This window comes from Duganella sp. 1411, from assembly GCF_017833525.1.
In the GTDB taxonomy this organism is placed as follows: domain Bacteria; phylum Pseudomonadota; class Gammaproteobacteria; order Burkholderiales; family Burkholderiaceae_D; genus Rugamonas.
Window position 1 is genome coordinate 404,190 of the sequence record NZ_JAFICD010000006.1, and the last position, 16,572, is coordinate 420,761.

10 protein-coding genes are annotated in these 16,572 nt (G+C 63.8%); 6 read left to right on the forward strand and 4 right to left on the reverse strand.

The annotated features are described in order from the left end of the window. Positions 1-96: 96 nt before the first annotated feature. Genes JOD97_RS26790 through JOD97_RS26805 form a run of 4 tightly spaced genes read left to right on the forward strand, consistent with a single transcriptional unit; the run spans position 97 to position 5,275 of the window. A complete protein-coding gene (locus JOD97_RS26790) occupies positions 97-1,977 on the forward strand; it encodes a glycoside hydrolase family 97 protein (RefSeq protein ID WP_209725330.1) in 1,881 nt (626 codons plus the stop codon). Further along, the gene (locus JOD97_RS26795) at positions 1,974-3,236 is read left to right on the forward strand and encodes an oligosaccharide MFS transporter (RefSeq protein WP_209725332.1); all 1,263 of its coding nucleotides are present in this window, start codon (positions 1,974-1,976) and stop codon (positions 3,234-3,236) included. Before JOD97_RS26790 ends, JOD97_RS26795 begins: the two co-directional genes overlap by 4 nt. Before the next feature lie 17 nt (positions 3,237-3,253). Beyond that, on the forward strand, positions 3,254-4,444 hold the full coding sequence (locus JOD97_RS26800) for a glycoside hydrolase family 88 protein (protein WP_209725335.1): 1,191 nt from the start codon (positions 3,254-3,256) through the stop codon (positions 4,442-4,444). A gap of 15 nt (positions 4,445-4,459) precedes the next feature. Next, complete coding sequence (locus JOD97_RS26805) at positions 4,460-5,275, forward strand: hypothetical protein (protein ID WP_209725336.1); 816 nt, start codon at positions 4,460-4,462, stop codon at positions 5,273-5,275. 321 nt (positions 5,276-5,596) lie between these two features. Here the strand turns inward: JOD97_RS26805 and JOD97_RS26810 are convergent, their stop codons facing one another. The 3 genes from JOD97_RS26810 to JOD97_RS26820 all read right to left on the reverse strand — a co-directional run bounded on the left by JOD97_RS26810 (position 5,597) and on the right by JOD97_RS26820 (position 12,912). Beyond that, positions 5,597-6,649, reverse strand: a complete 1,053-nt coding sequence (locus JOD97_RS26810; RefSeq protein WP_373999948.1) for a LacI family DNA-binding transcriptional regulator — start codon at positions 6,647-6,649, stop codon at positions 5,597-5,599. Positions 6,650-6,742: 93 nt separating this feature from the next. Further along, positions 6,743-9,832: a glycoside hydrolase family 2 TIM barrel-domain containing protein gene (locus JOD97_RS26815; protein ID WP_373999949.1), complete on the reverse strand. Its 3,090-nt coding sequence runs from the start codon at positions 9,830-9,832 to the stop codon at positions 6,743-6,745. A 119-nt stretch (positions 9,833-9,951) separates the two neighbouring features. Further along, positions 9,952-12,912: a TonB-dependent receptor gene (locus JOD97_RS26820; RefSeq protein ID WP_209725342.1), complete on the reverse strand. Its 2,961-nt coding sequence runs from the start codon at positions 12,910-12,912 to the stop codon at positions 9,952-9,954. Between the two features lie 498 nt (positions 12,913-13,410). Between JOD97_RS26820 and JOD97_RS26825 the strand changes: the two genes are divergently transcribed. Next, positions 13,411-14,922, forward strand: coding sequence for a YifB family Mg chelatase-like AAA ATPase (locus JOD97_RS26825; RefSeq protein ID WP_209725344.1), 1,512 nt, complete (start codon positions 13,411-13,413; stop codon positions 14,920-14,922). 318 nt (positions 14,923-15,240) lie between these two features. After that, positions 15,241-15,954, forward strand: coding sequence for a helix-turn-helix domain-containing protein (locus JOD97_RS32835; RefSeq protein ID WP_229264732.1), 714 nt, complete (start codon positions 15,241-15,243; stop codon positions 15,952-15,954). 2 nt (positions 15,955-15,956) lie between these two features. Here JOD97_RS32835 and JOD97_RS26840 read toward each other — a convergent pair. Further along, a partial coding sequence (locus JOD97_RS26840) for a hypothetical protein (protein ID WP_209725346.1) occupies positions 15,957-16,572 on the reverse strand: 616 nt, incomplete at its 5' end.

Consider the following 16,572-nt stretch of genomic DNA (forward strand, 5'->3'; position numbering starts at 1 on the left):
CACATAAGCCATGCGTTACCTTGGAGACGTGTCGACGGTGCACGCATTGGCGGATTACGCTGCGCTAATCCGCCCTACGTGTTTCCGTGTCTGATCGTGTTTTTCCTGCTTGCGTTTGGCGTTCGGAGCTACGCGGCGGAGCAACAGCATCTGGCCACCGTTCAGTCGCCCGACAAGAATATCCGGTACATCTTCTATCAAACGACTGTCGCTACCGGCGAGCGCCAGCTGTATTACCGCGTCAGCTACAAGCATAAACCCGTCATCCTCGATTCGCTGCTGGACCTGCAACTGGATAACCATCTGTCCGAAAGCTCGATGGCGCTGAAGATCGACCGCCACAAAAAATGGTTCGATAACCTGGCCGTGACCGGCAACAGCATTAGCGCCCACGCCGGCACCTGGAAGCCCCAGCACGGCGAACAAGCCGCCATCCCGGACAACTACAACCTGCTGACCGTGGACCTGGTCAAGGACGACAACCCCGACTACACGATGAAGCTGGAAGTGCGCGCCTATAACGAGGGCGTCGCCTTCCGCTACGTGTTCCCGGAAAACCCGAAAGGCAGCTACTACCGCGTCACCCAGGAAAACACCGAGTTCGCCATGCCGGTCGAGACCAAGGCCTGGTACGCCGGCTGGGCGCAGGCGCCCTACAAAAAACTCGAACTGGCCAACTGGCCCGACGAGGCGGAACGTCCGCTGACGCTGGAGCTGCTCGGCGGCATCCACGTCGCCCTGCTGGAAGCGCAAATGGTCGATTATTCGCGCACCAAGTTTAAGCTGAGCAAGGACAAGCCCAACACCATCGTCACCGCGATGCACGACCCGGCCGACTTGATCTCGCCGTTCGCCACGCCATGGCGCGGCATCATGATCGCCGAATCGGCCGGCGCGCTGGCCGACAACAGCCATTTCATCCTGAACCTCAATCCGCCGTCGAAGATCGCCCAGCCGGACTGGATCAAGCCGGGCAAGATCATGCGCGTGATGACCCAGACCACCGCCGCCGCCAAGGCCAACATCGATTTCGCCGTCAAGCACCAGCTGCAATACGTGCTGTTCGACTGGAAATGGTACGGCCCGGCCTTCTCCTTCGATTCCGACGCGTCCAAGGTGGCGATACCGGACTTCGACCTGCCGGCGATCATCCGCTACGGCAAGGAGCGCGGCGTCGGCATCTGGCTGTACGTCAACCAGCAGGCGCTGCTGAACCAATCCGACACATTGTTAAAGACCTACCGCGACTGGGGCGTCAAGGGCGTCAAGTTCGGCTTCGTGCAGGTCGGCTCGCACCGCTGGTCGACCTGGATCAACAAGGCCATCCGGCAGGCGGCCGACGCCCACATCATGGTCAACATCCACGACGACTGGCGCCCCACCGGCGAGCAGCGCACCTGGCCCAACCTGCTGACGTCCGAAGGCGTGCGCGGCAACGAGGAGATGCCCGACGCCACCCACAACACGGTGCTGCCGTTCACCCGCTACCTGGCCGGCGCGGCCGATTACACGATCTGCTATTTCGATCCGCGCATCAAGACCACGCACGCGCATCAACTGGCGCTGGCGGCGATCTATTACAGCCCGCTGCAGACCTTGTACTGGTACGACCGTCCCGACAAGGAAAACAACGAGCCGGAGCTGGAGTTCTGGGACAAGATTCCAACAACCTGGGACCAAAGCAAGGTGATCGCGGGCAAGCCGGGGGAGTTCGTCACCGTGGCGCGCCGTAGCGGCGCCGACTGGTTCATCGGCGCCATCACCAACAACGACGCGCGCGCCGTCAGCATTCCGCTGGACTTCCTGGAGAAGGGAAAAAAGTACCGGGCCAGCATCTACGCCGACGACGCCAACGCGCCGACCGCCACCGGCGTCGGCATCGAGCGGCGCACGGTCGATGCGTCGAGCGTCATCGATGCCAAGCTGTTGGCCTCGGGCGGCGTGGCCATCTGGATCACGCCCGGGACGCAGCCATGACCCCGACCCAATCGCATTTCCGCTTCCTGAGCGTGTTCGTGTTCGTGTACTTCTTCGCGCAGGCGATGAGCATCTCGCTGCTGACCTTATGGCTGCGCAACACGCTGCACCTGTCGGGCACCGAGGCAGGCGTGGTGTTCTCCGCCAACTTCATCGCGGCGATGTGCTCGCAGCCGATCTATGGCTTCATCTCCGACAAGGTCGGCATGCGCAAGCACATCCTGTGGACCGTCAGCGCGCTGTGCACGCTGTGCGGGCTGTTCTTCATGTTCGTCTACGCGCCGCTGCTCAAGGCCAACCTGCTGCTGGGCGCGGCCATCGGCGGCATCTACCTGGGCGTGACCTTCATCGCCGGCAGCTACGCGATCGAATCGTATGTCGACCGCATCGGCCGCCGTTACGGCTTCGAATACAGCCGCGTGCGCCTGTGCGGCTCGCTCGGCTTCGCCAGCGCCGCCATGATGTCGGGCCACCTGTTCAACATCAATCCCGGCATCAACTTCTTCATCGCCTCCGGCGCCGGCTTGCTGATGCTACTGATGCTGCTGGCGTGGCGCACCGAGACCGACGGCGCGGCGGTCGGCGCAGCCAAAACCGTGCGGCTGGCCGACGCGCTCGGCCTGCTGCGCGATCCCAAGTTCTGGCGCTTCATGGTGTTCATCCTGGGCGTGACGAATCTGTATCTGGTGTTCGACCAGCAATTCCCCAGCTATTTCGCGTCGCTGTTCCCGACGCCGCAAATGGGCGCGGCCATGTTCGGCTACTTGAACTCGGCGCAGATCTTCATCGAGGCCGGCGGCCTGTTCCTGTCGCCGATCCTGGTCAAGCGCATCGGCGCCAAGAACGGCCTGATGCTCGCCGGCACGATCATGATGTTGCGCATCGGCGGCTCCAGTTTCGCCGTCGGCCCGGTGTCGATCTCGGTGCTGAAGATGCTGCACTCGGTCGAGCTGCCGATACTGGTGGTGTCGGTGTTCCGCTACATCGCCCACCACTTCGATACGCGCCTGGCCTCGACGCTGTACATGGTCGGCGTCAGCTTCGGCCACTCGCTGGGGTTGGCGATCCTGTCGCCAATGGTCGGCAAGAGCTACGATTTGATCGGCTTCCCCTCCACCTACCTGGTGCTGGCGGGCCTGGCGCTGATCTTCCTGTTGCTGTCGGCCCTCGCGCTGGAACCGACGCCGGCTGAAACACCGTCACGCCGCGCCGGCAAGCCCGGCGCCGAAAAGTCCGAAGCGCTGCAAGAGATCCAATAAATTTCAAGGAAACGACCATGTCCCTTCCCCTCAACGCCGCCGTCATCGAAGCGCTGAAAGGCGCCGCGCCGCCCGACCAGCCCAACCGGCAAATGCTGGCGCGCGCGCTCGACCAGGCGCTGGCGGCCATCGACCGCAACCTCGCCCACTTCGGCGACGACTTCCCGGCGCCGTCGAGCGTGGCCGGCGTCTACCCGGCCATCGGCAACATCGAATGGACCAACGGCTTCTGGACCGGCATGCTGTGGCTGGCCTATGAGGCAACCGGCGCCCAACGCTACCGCGACGCCGCCGAGCGCCACGTCATCAGCTTCCACCAACGGCAGGCGCAAAGGATCAACGTCAACCACCACGACCTGGGCTTCCTGTACAGCCTGTCCTGCGTGGCGGCGTACAAGCTCACCGGCAGCGCCGTCGCGGCCGAGGCGGCCATGGGCGCGGCACGACTGCTGCTGGAACGCTACCAGGAGCGCGCCGGCATCATCCAGGCCTGGGGCGACCTCAACGATCCAGAGCAAAGCGGCCGCATGATCATCGACTGCAACCTGAACCTGCCGCTGCTGCACTGGGCCAGCGGGCACAGCGGCGACCTGCGCTTCCGCCAGGCCGCCGACCGGCATATCGAAGCGGCGGCGCGCCACATCGTACGGCCCGACGGCTCGACCTTCCACACCTTCTTCTTTGACACCGCGACCGGGCAGCCGCGCCACGGCAAGACGCACCAGGGGTTTTCCGACGACTCGTGCTGGGCGCGCGGCCAGGCGTGGGGCATTTCCGGCTTCCCGCTGGTGTTCCGCCACAACGGCGACACGCGCCTGCTCGACCTGTCCAAGGTGCTGGCCAACTATTATCTGAACCGGCTGCCGGACGACGGCATTTGTTACTGGGACCTGATCTTCACCTCCGGCGCGGAGGAGCGCGACAGTTCGGCCGCCGCCATCGCCGCCTGCGGCCTGCTGGAGCTGGCCAGCAACCTGCCGCTGCTCGACCCGCTGCGCGGCGATTACGAGCGGGCCGCGCTGCGCACAGTGCGGCAACTGTCCGAGCACTACGCCGACACGGACGGCACGCCCGGCGGCGGCTTGCTCAAGCACGCCGTGTATCACAAACCGCACCGCGTCGGCATCGACGAAAGCTGCATCTGGGGCGACTACTTCTATCTCGAAGCCCTGGTGCGCCTGAGCCGCACGTGGGAACCCTACTGGTAACAAGGAGACGCCGACATGACACTTAACCACAAACTGCTCGCCATCGACGAAGGCCGCCAACGCATCTCGCTGATCGACACCACCCGGCCCGGCGCGGTATGGTCGCGCGGCCTGGCCGACTTTCCGCTGGCGCGCGATATGCAGCGGCTAGGCCCGGACCGCGTGCTGATCGGCTTCGAGCGCGGCTTTTTCGAGCTGCAAATCAGCACCGGCGAGGTGCTGGCCTCGTGCGACAGGTGGAGCGACGTCACCTCCGTTTGCCGGCTGGACGATGGCGCGACCCTGGTGGCCGGCTACAACCTCGACGGCGGCGGCGGCATCAACGTGCTGACCTTGAGCGGCGATCTGAAGTTGGTGCGCATGGCGCGGCGCGAGGGCGACTACGTGCGCCTGATGCGGCGCACCGCCGCCGGGGGATACCTGCTGTGCATGAACGATCACATCCTGGAAACCGACGGCGCGCTCAACGCCATCCGCGCGTTGCGCGCGCCGGGCTTCCTGCACGCGTGGAAAGCGGAGCAATGCGCGGACGGCACGACGTTGGTGTCGGCGGGTTATGGCGGCTTCATGGCCCGCTTCGACGGGCAGGGTGAGTTGATCGCCACCTTCGGCGGAGTGAGCGAGGTGCCGCCCGAGGTGGCGCCATTCTTTTATGCCACGTTCCAGCAGCTGGACGACGGCCGCCTGATCGTCGCCAACTGGCAAGGCCATGGTCCCGACAACGGCGCCAAGGGACGGCAGCTGCTTGAATTCGATGGCGCCGGCCGCCTGCTGGGCGGCTGGTCCGATCCGGAGAACATCTCGTCGTTGCAGGGTATTTTGATACTGTAAAAGGAGGCTCAGCCACGGTTCCACGTAGGGCGGATTAGGCGGAACGCCGTAATCGGCCATCGATGAGCCGACGGCGGCGCACACATGGCGGATTACGCTACGCTAATCCGCCCTACGTGATTCCTCGGTCCCCCGGCGTACAGGCCGAAATTGGAACGCCAACGACGCGCCGCCACGGTTCCACGTAGGGCGGATTAGGCGGAACGCCGTAATCCGCCATCGGTGAGCCGACGGCGGCGCACACATGGCGGATTAGGCGGAACGCCGTAATCCGCCGTCGATGAGCCGACGACGACACATGCATGCGGAACAGGCCGAGGCTCAGACCCCGGCCAGCGAGGCGTCCGACGATTCGCGCGTAATCAGCGTAAACGGCAGCAGCTTGTGCTGCACCGACGCCGGCTCCCCCGCGCGGCGGCGTCGGATCTGGTCGACCAGCAAATCGACGGCGGCGCGCGCCATGTCGCTGATCGGCTGGTGAATCGTGGTCAGCTCCGGCCACACCGTGGTGGCCACCGGCGTGTCGTCGAAACCGCACACCACCAAATCCTCCGGCACCTGCAGATGCAACCCGTGCGCCACCGCCACCACGGCGGCGGCCATGTCGTCGTTGGCGGCGAAGATCGCGGTCGGACGGCTCTTGTGCGCCAGCAACTGGCGCGCAGCCGTCAATCCGGACCGGTACGTGAACAGGCCCGGCGCCACGCGCTCCGGCGATACTTCCAGCCCGGCTTCGGCCATCGCGTCCCGGTATGCCTTGTAGCGCAGCTGCGCCGGCGTGTGCAGCGGATCGCCCTGGATGAAGGCGATGTCCTTGTGGCCGCGCCCCAGCAGATAGCGCATCATCGCCATCGCGCCCTCGTAGTCGTCGATGCGCACGGCCGAGACGCCCGCCAGCGGACGCCCGGTGGCGATCGCCACGGTCGGCATGCCGATCTGGTCGAGCTGCTTCAACGCGGATTTGGAATCGCACAGCGGCGGCGGCACCAGGATGCCGTCGGCGCCGTTGGCGATGAGCCGGGCGATGGCGCTGCGCTGGCTGCGCAGGTCGTCGCAGCGCTCGAGGATCAATTGCCCACCGCTCTGGCTGCACTGGTCCATCGCGCCCACCAGAAACGCGCTCATGTAGGCCGAGCTGGGGTTGCTGTAGAGCAGCCCGACCCCCAGCGTGCCGACGCGCGCCGCCCGGGCGGCGAAGTTGACTTGATAGTTCAGGGATTCGATCGCCGCCGTCACCTTGTCGCGCGTGGCGTCGGAGACGTGGGCGTTGCCATTCATGACCCGCGATACCGTCATCGCCGATACTCCGGCAACACGCGCCACGTCGTAGATGGTGGCGCCGCTCTGGCTACGATCAGTTTGTTTTACTGGCACAATGTTCCCTTGCTGGCTGGTCAGCGATTCCTTGATTTATCAAGTGATGATTATATGCGATTGCGCCGGGCAAGCCCGGCGCCCTCCCCCTCGTTACTGCCGCACCACCGACGGCGCCACGGTGAAGCTGTAGCTGGCCGGTTGCTGCTTGATGCGGTACTTGGCATGCGGACGGCCGTCGATGCTCCAGCCCGTGTCGCCGCCGACGCCGGCCTGCGCCAGGTCGATCAGCAACGAGCCGTCGCCATGCGGGGCGATCTCCGAACTCTTCCACGTGCCGCGCGGACGCAGGTACAAGTCTTCGTACGGGAAGGCCAGCGCGTTGACCGACAGCGGCGCCGCGCCCCTGACCGTCAGCCCCGCCCCGCGCGCGTCGAACAGCGACAGCCAGCGCACCTCGGTCTTGTTGCCGCTTTCCTGAGGACGGCTGTAACCGTGGTACTGGTCCGCCACCTTGCCGGTGTAGCGGCCGATGGCGTAGCCGGTGTGGCGGTCCGCGTACGATTCCTGCGGGCCGCGGCCATACCAGCGCACGCCGTCGAGCGAGCTGTCGTTATCGAAGCGCAAGCCCAGACGCAGCGGATCGGGCAGGTCGTCGCGCAGCGGCGTGAAGGTGGCCGCCACGCCCAGCACGCCGTCGGCGTTCAAGGTGTAGACGGTTTCCCAGTGCGCGGCGCCGGCGCCAAAGCTGTACAGCACCTTGACGCTGTTGGCGCCCGCCTCCACCGACCGCACGTTGCGGTTTTCGGTGAAATTCTTCCAGACCTGGTGCGTCTTGTCGACGCCGGTGCCCTCGTCGTTGTCCGTCAGGCCGCGCCAGAAGTTCGGCGTGCCGCCCTTGAGCAAGGTCTTGCCGTCGACCACGTAGGCGATCAGACCGGTCTTGGCGTCGAGCCGCAGCGAGGCCTTGCCCGCGTCGAGACGGATGTCGTCGCCATTGCGCACCGGCTTGACGGCCTTGCCCGCCGCCGCCACCTTGGGCGCCGGCGCCAGCACGAATTGCGACCAGCCGACCACGCTGCCGGCGGCCACGCCCATGGTCGACGCGTCCTTGGCCCTGGCGCGCAGCGTCAGCACCTGCTCGCCCGCGCGCTGGCCCAGCTTGGGCAGGCGCAGCGGCACCTCGCGCCGGCCGGCGGCGGCCACCGCCGGCACCTTCAGCGCGCCGTGCGCCACCTCGACGCCGTCGTTGGACAGCACCCAGTCGAAGTCCAGCCCGGACGTGTCCTTGAAGTCGTAGCGGTTGACCACGGTGATGTTGCCGGACGCCGGCTTGCCCTCGAACACCAGCGGCGAATACACCTTCTGCACCTCGTAGTATTCCGGGTCCGGCGTGCGGTCGGCGCGCAGCACGCCGTCGCCGACCACGCTGTTGTCGCCCTGCTTGGGGTTGACGTCGAAACCGGAGGCCCAGAAGCGCCGCCCTTTGTCGTCGGTCATGTAGACGGTCTGGTCGACCCAGTCCCAGATGAAGCCGCCCTGCAGCTTCTTGTGGGCGCGGATGACTTGCCAGTAGTCCTCGAAGTTGCCCAGCGAGTTGCCCATCGCGTGCGCGTATTCGCACTGGATCATCGGCTGCGCGTAGCGGGAATCGCCCGCATAGTCGGCCATCTTCTCGATATCGTCGTACATCGGCGCGTAGATGTCCGTGTACGCGTTGGGCAGGTGCTCCTCGCCGATGGTGCCGTGGCCCAGATAACTGATCAGCCGGGTCGGGTCGTTGGCGCGTATCCACTGGGCGGCGTTGTCGAAGTTGGGGCCGGTGCCGGCCTCGTTGCCCAGCGACCAGAAGATGATCGACGGATGGTTGCGGTCGCGCTGCACCATGCGCGAGACGCGGTCCAGGTGGGCCGCCTTCCAGTGCGGCTTGTAGCCCAGCTGGATCTTCTCGCGCTCGCCCTTGTCCTTGGCCTGGTCGCCGGCCTGCATGTAGCCGTGCGATTCGATGTTGGCCTCGTCCATCACGTACAGGCCGTACTCGTCGGCCAGGTCGTACCAGCGCGGATCGTTCGGGTAATGCGAGGTGCGCACGGCGTTGACGTTGGCCTGCTTCATCATCTCGATGTCCTTGCGCATCAACTCCATCGACATCACGCGGTAGGTGACCGGGTCGTGCTCGTGGCGGTTGGTGCCCTTGATCATCACCCGCTTGCCGTTGACGCGCACTTCCCCGCCGGCCACCTCCACCGTGCGGAAGCCGATCCGGCGCGACGTCGCCGACACCAGCTTGCCGTCGGCGCCCTTGTATTCGATCACCATGCGGTACAGGTTGGGCGTCTCGGCCGACCACGGCTTGACGTTGCGGATCACGCCGTCCAGCGCCAGCTGCTCGCCCTGCACGCGGCCGCTCGTGTTCAGCACCGCCTTGTCGCCGTCGTACACGGTGACGGCAATCTCGCCGCGCGACGGCGCGCCGGCCAGCTCGGCCTTCAGCGAGAACAGGCCGTCCTTGTAGCCCTGCTTGTCGAGCAGCGCGGTGACCGTGTAGTCACGCAGGCGCGATTTGGGCTCGGCGTAGACGTAGACGCTGCGCTCGATGCCGGACAGGCGCCAGAAGTCCTGGTCCTCCAGGTACGAGGCGTCGGCCCAGCGGTAGACCTCGATCGCGATGCTGTTCTTGCCCGGCTTGACGTACTTGCTCAAATTAAATTCCGATGGCAGCTTGGAATCTTCCGAATAGCCGACCTGCTGGCCGTTGACCCAGATGTAGTAGGCCGCGCCGGCCGCGCCCACGTGCAGGAAGACGTCGCGCCCGTCCCAGTCGGCGGGCACGGCGAAGTCGCGGCGGTAGGAGCCGACCTCGTTGAGCGCGTGCGGGATGAACGGCTCGGCCATCGGGAACGGATACTCGATGTTGGTGAAGATCGGCTTGCCGTAACCCTGCGCCTGGATCATGCCGGGAACCTGGATGGTCTTCCAGCCGGCCAGGTCGAAGTCGGTGCGGTAGAAATCCTTGGGCCGGCTTTCCGGCGTCTTCGAGTACGCGAACGACCACGTGCCATCGAGCGACAGATAATATTTCGACGCGGCCGGATCGGCGGCGATGGCCTTTTCCCGACTCTCGAAATTGAAAAAGGTCGCCTTCATCGGCTCGCGATTGACGGCGACCACTTCGGGCTGTTCCCACTCGGGCGCGGGCGCGGCCTGCGCCGCGCCCAGGTAGAGGCTCGATAGCGCTAACACGCATGCTTTAACGGAAAGACGGTTTGCCATCTGTTTGTATCTCCTTTATTGTTTTTTGTCGCAAAAACGAAAAAAGACGGAAGGCACCCCTTCCGTCTTGTCCATGACACCGCGCCGGTTTATTTACCGAATTTGTAGCGCAACGCCAGGCTGAAGGTCCGTCCATTGCCGTAGTGCTGGCGTTCCAGGTTGGTCTGATACGTGCCCGGTTCGCCGACGTAACGGTTGATTGCCTTGTCGAGTATATTCGACGCGTTCAAGGACAGGGTGAATTCTTCAGTGAGCTGATAATTGACCGAGCCATCGAGCACGCCGTTGGCATCCATGTAGCGGGCGTCGATCGGGTTGGCCGACACGCCGAACAGCACCGACTCCGAGCGCCAGGTGTAAACCAGGCGCGCCGACAGCTTGTTGTCCTCGTACAGGCCGGAGATGCTGTAGCTGTTCTTCGACTGCATCGGCTGCGGCGTGCCGACGATGCGCGGCGCGGCGGCCGTGCCGAAGTTGACCGGGTTCGACGTGTTGACGTGGGTGTAGGAACCGGCCACGCCGAAGTTCTTCCAGACGCCGCCGAGCGCGTCGAGGAAGTACTGGCCGCCCAGCTCGAAGCCGCGCACATAGCCTTTTTCCGAGTTGACCGACTTGGTCACCGAATACTGCCCGCCGGTGCAGCCGTTGTCGGCCGAGCCGGTGTACGGCACGGCGGTGCCGACCGTCTGGCACTGCGTGATGCCGTTGAAGAAGCCGCTGATCTCCTTGTCGAACAGCGCCGCCGACACATAGTTCGACTTGCTGAAGTAACGTTCCAGCGACAGGTCGAAGCTGTTGGCCGTCTGCGGCCGCAGGTCCGGGTTGCCGACGTTGCCGGTGCCGGTGACCGGGTTGACCGAGATGCTCGGATTGAGCTGGTCCAGGCCGGCGCGCGTCATGCCCTTGCCGTAGCCGAAGCGGGCCAGGAAATCGGGCGTGATGTAGCCGGTCACGTTCAGCGACGGCAGCGCGTTGGTGTACGACGTCTCGCGGAAGATCTCCGGATAGCTGACCGGCGTGGTCTGGTTGTTGATGGTGCGCGCGGTGGCCTTGCCCTTGGTGCGCACCACGCGTACGCCGACGTTGCCGGTGATGCGGTCGTCGAAGGCCGCGAACTCACCCATCACATAGCCGGCCGTCGTGTTCTCGCTGATCAAGCGGCGGGCGTCGAGGTTCTCCACATAATCGCCCTCCTGGCGGATGCCGGCGTTGGGGAACTGCGCCGCCACCTGGTTGCCCAGCAGGCGGTCCGGCGCGTACACCAGATAGCCGCCCGAATAACCGGTCTCGCCCTTCATGAAGTTGGTCGGCGATTGCTCGACCTGGCCGACGCTGGCCACCGAAATGGCGTTCGAGCGGTTCGCCGTCAGCGGCTTGCCGTCGGTGGTCAGCGGCCGGCCGTTGAAGGCGTAGTTGTTGTAGGTGCTTTCCTGGTGCGCATAGCGGGCGCCGACCTTGACGCGGCGCAGCAAGCCGTCGCCGACGATGTAGGCGGCGTTGAGCGCGCTCGCGTAACCGCTGTCGTCCCACTTCTGGTTGGTGCCGTTGTTGTAGTCGCGGTAGACGAAATTGGCCGGATCGGTCAGGCTCGGACCGGTGAAGGTCAGCTGATGCGGGGCGCCGTCGGCGACGCGGTTGGTGGACCACAACACACCGGGCGCCGAATCGAGATTGACGGAACGGTTGTCCTGCTTCTGCGTGGCCTTGACGTAGTTGATATCCCATTTGAGCGACAGGTTCTCGGTCGGATTCCAGTCCACGCCGCCGGCCGCGATCCAGGTCTTGTACGGCCGGTGCTCGTCGCCGCCGACGGTGTTGACGGCGGAGTTGAGGAAGGTGCCGCTGCGCAGCCGCTGGCTCACCAGCGTATCGTTGGCGCCGCCGTTGGCGTTGCGGTTGGCCAGCCCCTCGGTGAAGGCGAACGGCGTGGTCTGCAGGTTCTGCACGTTGGCGCCGTCGACCGAGTTCAGGCCCCGGTAGTTTTGATGGTATTCGTAGAAGGTGTAATTGAATTCGGTGTAGGCGCGCAAGGTGTTGTCGGCGCGGTAGTCGGCCGCCAGGTTCAGACCTTTGCGCTCGCGCATGATGGTCTCCTGGAACACGTTGTTGGTCAGCGCGGGCGCGGTCATCACATTGCTGACCTGCTCGGCCGTCAAGCCCCGCAGGTCGGGCGTATTGGCGCCGACGGTGGCCGAGACCGGCAGCGTCGGCACGCCGGTCAGCAAGCTGATATCCGAGCGGCCCACATAGGCGGGGTTGGCCCGCGACGGGTTGTTGGTGGTATTGGCCGCCGCCAGGGACGCGTACTCGGCGCTGTCGGCGCGGATCGCCCGCTTGAGGTTGGCGCCGCCGTTGGCCGGATTGTTATCCGAGCGGCCCGTGCTTTTCTGGTAGACGCCGGCCGCCATCAGGCCGATCTTGGCGCCGCCCGACAGGTTCCAGCGGTTGGCCACCAGGCCGAACACCTCCGGCTCGGTTTCCTTGGCCAAGTCGTTGTACTTGCCGGCGATGCCCATCGACACGGTCAAGCCCTTGAAATCGCTGGGGTTGCGGGTGCGGACGTTGACCAGTCCGCCGATACCGCCCTCGATGTGCTCGGCGGTCGGATTCTTGTACACGTCGACGCCGGCGATCATCGCCGGAATCGCGCCTTCCAGATTGTATTCGCGGCCGCCGGCCGTGAAGTAGGCGCGGCCGTTGACCTGGGACGCGGTCTGTCCCGACAGGCCGCGGATCACCAGGCCGGAACCGGCGCCGACCGGCGACGCGCCCTCGCCGCCATAGCGGTAGCCCTGCACGCCCGGCACCCGGGTCAGGGTATCGACGACGTTGGGATCGGGCAGCTTGCCGATGTCCTCCGCGGTGATGGAATCGACGATCTCGACCGAATCGCGCTTGATGGCCAGGGAAGAGCGCGCGCTGGCGCGCATGCCGGTGACGACGACCACTTCGGGTTCCTGGGCCAGCGCGCACGGCGCCACCAGTAAACCCTGCCCTACGGCGAGCGCGAGCGCCGACACCTGTAACGCGACAGTGACTTGCTTGTTCATTGAATTATCTCCGTTATTGTTTTACACGGGCTTGGTGCCCATGTTTAGAAACTCCGCCGACGTGATATCGATAACAGGTTTCAAGTACATTCTACGACAATTGGACACTAGCGGATCGCTATGTCTCTTTTTTCTGACAGTAAAAAAAACCGGCGGTTTTCACGCCGCCGGCCAAGAGCGACGGGGACAAAGCTCCACTGGAGCAAAGCGTCATCCAACGATGTCGCCACTAACACTCAGAGAAAACAAGACCCGGGAGACCGGGGTGCAGCAATGGCTTGTTATCGATAACAGTTTGGATCGTAGCACAACTTCTTGTGCACTTGAATTATTTTCCGATTATTTTTTTCTCGTGCGGATATGGTGCGCCGCGGCATATCGACAGCCGCTAACGGCCGACCAGGCACGCGCACTGGTTAGCCGTTCATTTGGGCTAGCGCAAAGTCGCCGTGAGGGGTTCGGCTACGCTGGCCGCTGGTCCCCTCGCCCATCGCCCCCATGAGCCTCGCCCTACTCAAAAGCCGCGCCTTGGCCGGCATGGACGCGCAGGAAGTCAGCGTCGAAGTGCATCTGGCCAACGGCCTGCCGGGCTTTACCATCGTCGGGCTGGCCGACACCGAGGTCAAGGAAGCCAAGGACCGCGTCCGCGCCGCCATCCAGAACGGCGGCTTCGAATTTCCCGTCAAACGCATCACCGTCAACCTGGCCCCCGCCGATTTACCGAAGGAATCCGGCCGCTTCGATTTGCCCATCGCACTCGGCATCCTCGCCGCCTCCAAGCAAATCCCCTCCACCCGCCTGCACCAATACGAGTTCGCCGGCGAACTGTCGCTGTCGGGCGAGCTGCGCCCGATACGCGGCGCGCTGGCGATGTCGCTCGCCACCCGGCGCGACGGCGGCCGCCTGGCGTTCATCCTGCCGCAAGCCAACGCCGACGAGGCGGCGCTGGTGGCCGGCGCCGCAATCTACCCGGCCACCTCGCTGCTGCAGGTGTGCGCCCATTTCGCCGCCAGGTCGGCCGAGTCGATGCTGTCGCGCCACGAATCGGCGCCGCTGATCGTACCGGCCGAGTATCCGGACTTCGCCGACGTCAAGGGCCAGATCTTCGTCAAGCGCGCGCTGGAGGTGGCGGCGGCCGGCAACCACAGCATCCTGCTGGTCGGCCCGCCCGGCGCCGGCAAGACCATGCTGGCCTCGCGCTTCGCCGGCCTGCTGCCCGCGATGACGGACGAGGAGGCGCTGGAGGCGGCCGCCGTGCAATCGCTAACGGGCGGCTTTCGCATCGAACACTGGAAGCGGCGGCCGTTCCGGGCGCCGCACCACACGTCGTCGGGCGTGGCGTTGGTGGGCGGCGGCAGCGTGCCGCGTCCCGGCGAAATCTCGCTCGCGCATCGCGGCGTGTTGTTCCTCGACGAACTGCCCGAATTCGACCGCCGCGTGCTCGACGTGCTGCGCCAGCCGATGGAGTCCGGCCACATCACCATCTCGCGCGCGGCGCGGCAGGCCGACTTCCCCGCGCACTTCCAGCTGATCGCGGCGATGAATCCATGTCCGTGCGGATACTACGGCCACAGCAGTGGCATCTGCCGCTGTTCGAACGAAGTCGTCATCCGCTACCAAAGCCGCGTGTCCGGCCCGCTGCTCGACCGCATCGACATGCAGATGGAAGTGGCCGCCGTCGAACCGGACGTGCTCAGCGAGGACGCCGACGGCGAACCGTCGGCCGTCATCCGCGCCCGCGTGCAGGCGGCCGCCGAGCTGCAATTGCAGCGCCAGGGCAAACGCAACCAATACTTGACCACGCGCGAGATCGACCAGTTCTGCAAGCCCGACAAGCCCGGCAAGGCCCGCCTTAAACACGCGATGGAACAGTTCCAATGGTCGGGCCGCGCCTACCACCGCATCCTGCGCGTGGCGCGCACCATCGCCGACCTCGCCCACGCCGAGCGCATTGGCGAGCGGCATGTCGGCGAGGCGGTGCAGTATCGGCGGGCGTTGCGAGACCGGTAGCGGTACGTCCAGCCGCACGCCGGCGTCACGCCCCCCGGCCAAGCATCGGGACCGCCGGGCGGTGGCAGGTTTCGGAGAAGCGCTGAACTTCCCCCTTCAAAATTGTTTTATTCCCGTTCAAAAACTTATGTTTTCTTTGGGAAGGATCCTAATGTTAGGATTTTTTCTTCGAGCCGAAGAAATGCAACAAATCCGCGCTATACATTTCCTGCATCACAATTTTCTAATCATTTTTTTGGCGGAGGGCCAAAATGTAATCGTTACTTACGCGGATTAATCGAAAATGACGCAGTACCTCGGTCAAGGTTCGCGGCTGTGATGGATCGTCGTTGCGGTCAAGACGGAGACCTATTAACGCTAGAATCGCTAAGCCAGCTGCAGGCTGACATTCTTGGTATGGCTACGCGGTATGGATTGCGGAAATCACCGGTCATCGTCGGTCACACAGCGGGCTTCACAAATGTCGTGGATTACATCGCACCACACTGGCATCACACGGAACAAATGCTTGATGGCTTGCGTACCACAATGCTTCGAACTAAAGGAATGCCATCCATTTTACGAGCGGATATTGCCTCATTTGGTTTTGTCTATATCCATCCAATGTCGGACGGGAACGGACGCATCTCGAGGTTCCTGGTGAACGACATTTTACGTCGTGACGGAGCAGTACCGGCGCCATTCATCATTCCGATCTCTGCGACGATAACCGACAACTCGCGCGAGCGCGCTGGTTATGATCGAGCCCTCGAAGCTCTTTCCAAACCAGAAGAAGTGGATCAATTGGTTTCATTCGGTCGAGTGCTTCGTCAACTGCGGAAAGATGCAGGACTGACGCAAGAGCGATTGGCGCTTGAGGCCGGGATTGAGCGCAACTACGTCAGCCTGATTGAGCGAGGCATCAATCAGCCGGCGCTGCGCATGATCTTCAAGCTGGCTGATGCACTTGGCACAACTCCGTCAGAAATTCTCCGGCAGGTCGAGGCTGAGCTTGCGATGGCACCCGCGCTGCCATCTAAAAGACGAACTTAAAGTCAATCGCCCCAGATACCCTCCTGAGCACCTTTGATGATATGCATCAGCGGCACTGCGGCCGTTAAGACAGTCACCCCGACGAAAACGAAGTCAATCTGATACAAAGTCCAGTCAACTACATTTCCAACTAAGAATTGACGAATCGCCGCTATCCCTAGGATCACTGCGATAAGATCCACACCAGGGTTGTCTTGCGGTCGATACAACATGTAAATCGCAGGCACAAATAGCAACGTGAGAAGCAGATACACCATTGCCTGATACCAGGCTGGGCGCTCAATGTTCAGTGCACACTCATCGCTCTTGTATAACGTCGTTTTTTCGTCCCCTTCCAAGGCTTTTGCTGACGCAAAATCTCCCCACGTGACGGCTTTTTTTACAATCAAAGAGTTCGCAAGGTCAATGTTCGTAAGCACCGCATCCAAGGGAAAAGGCTGCGACATAGCATCAGCTGTAGCAATGCGCAGCACGGGACGAAAACCGATTTGGTATCGATCGCGTGGAAAATTATTTAGCCGACTGTGGTGGTCAAGTAAATTCGGACACGACGATAGGTTTTCTTGCTGCCATGTTCCGTTCGTAGACGGAGGGCGGCAGATTGCCCAGAACTGAATG

Coding starts and splice junctions, on each gene's coding strand:
- JOD97_RS26795 (WP_209725332.1), top strand. CDS start 1,974: ATGACCCCGACCCAATCGCATTTCCGCTTCCTGAGCGTGTTCGTGTTC.
- JOD97_RS26800 (WP_209725335.1), top strand. CDS start 3,254: ATGTCCCTTCCCCTCAACGCCGCCGTCATCGAAGCGCTGAAAGGCGCC.
- JOD97_RS26805 (WP_209725336.1), top strand. CDS start 4,460: ATGACACTTAACCACAAACTGCTCGCCATCGACGAAGGCCGCCAACGC.
- JOD97_RS26820 (WP_209725342.1), bottom strand. CDS start 12,912: ATGAACAAGCAAGTCACTGTCGCGTTACAGGTGTCGGCGCTCGCGCTC.
- JOD97_RS26825 (WP_209725344.1), top strand. CDS start 13,411: ATGAGCCTCGCCCTACTCAAAAGCCGCGCCTTGGCCGGCATGGACGCG.
- JOD97_RS32835 (WP_229264732.1), top strand. CDS start 15,241: ATGGATCGTCGTTGCGGTCAAGACGGAGACCTATTAACGCTAGAATCG.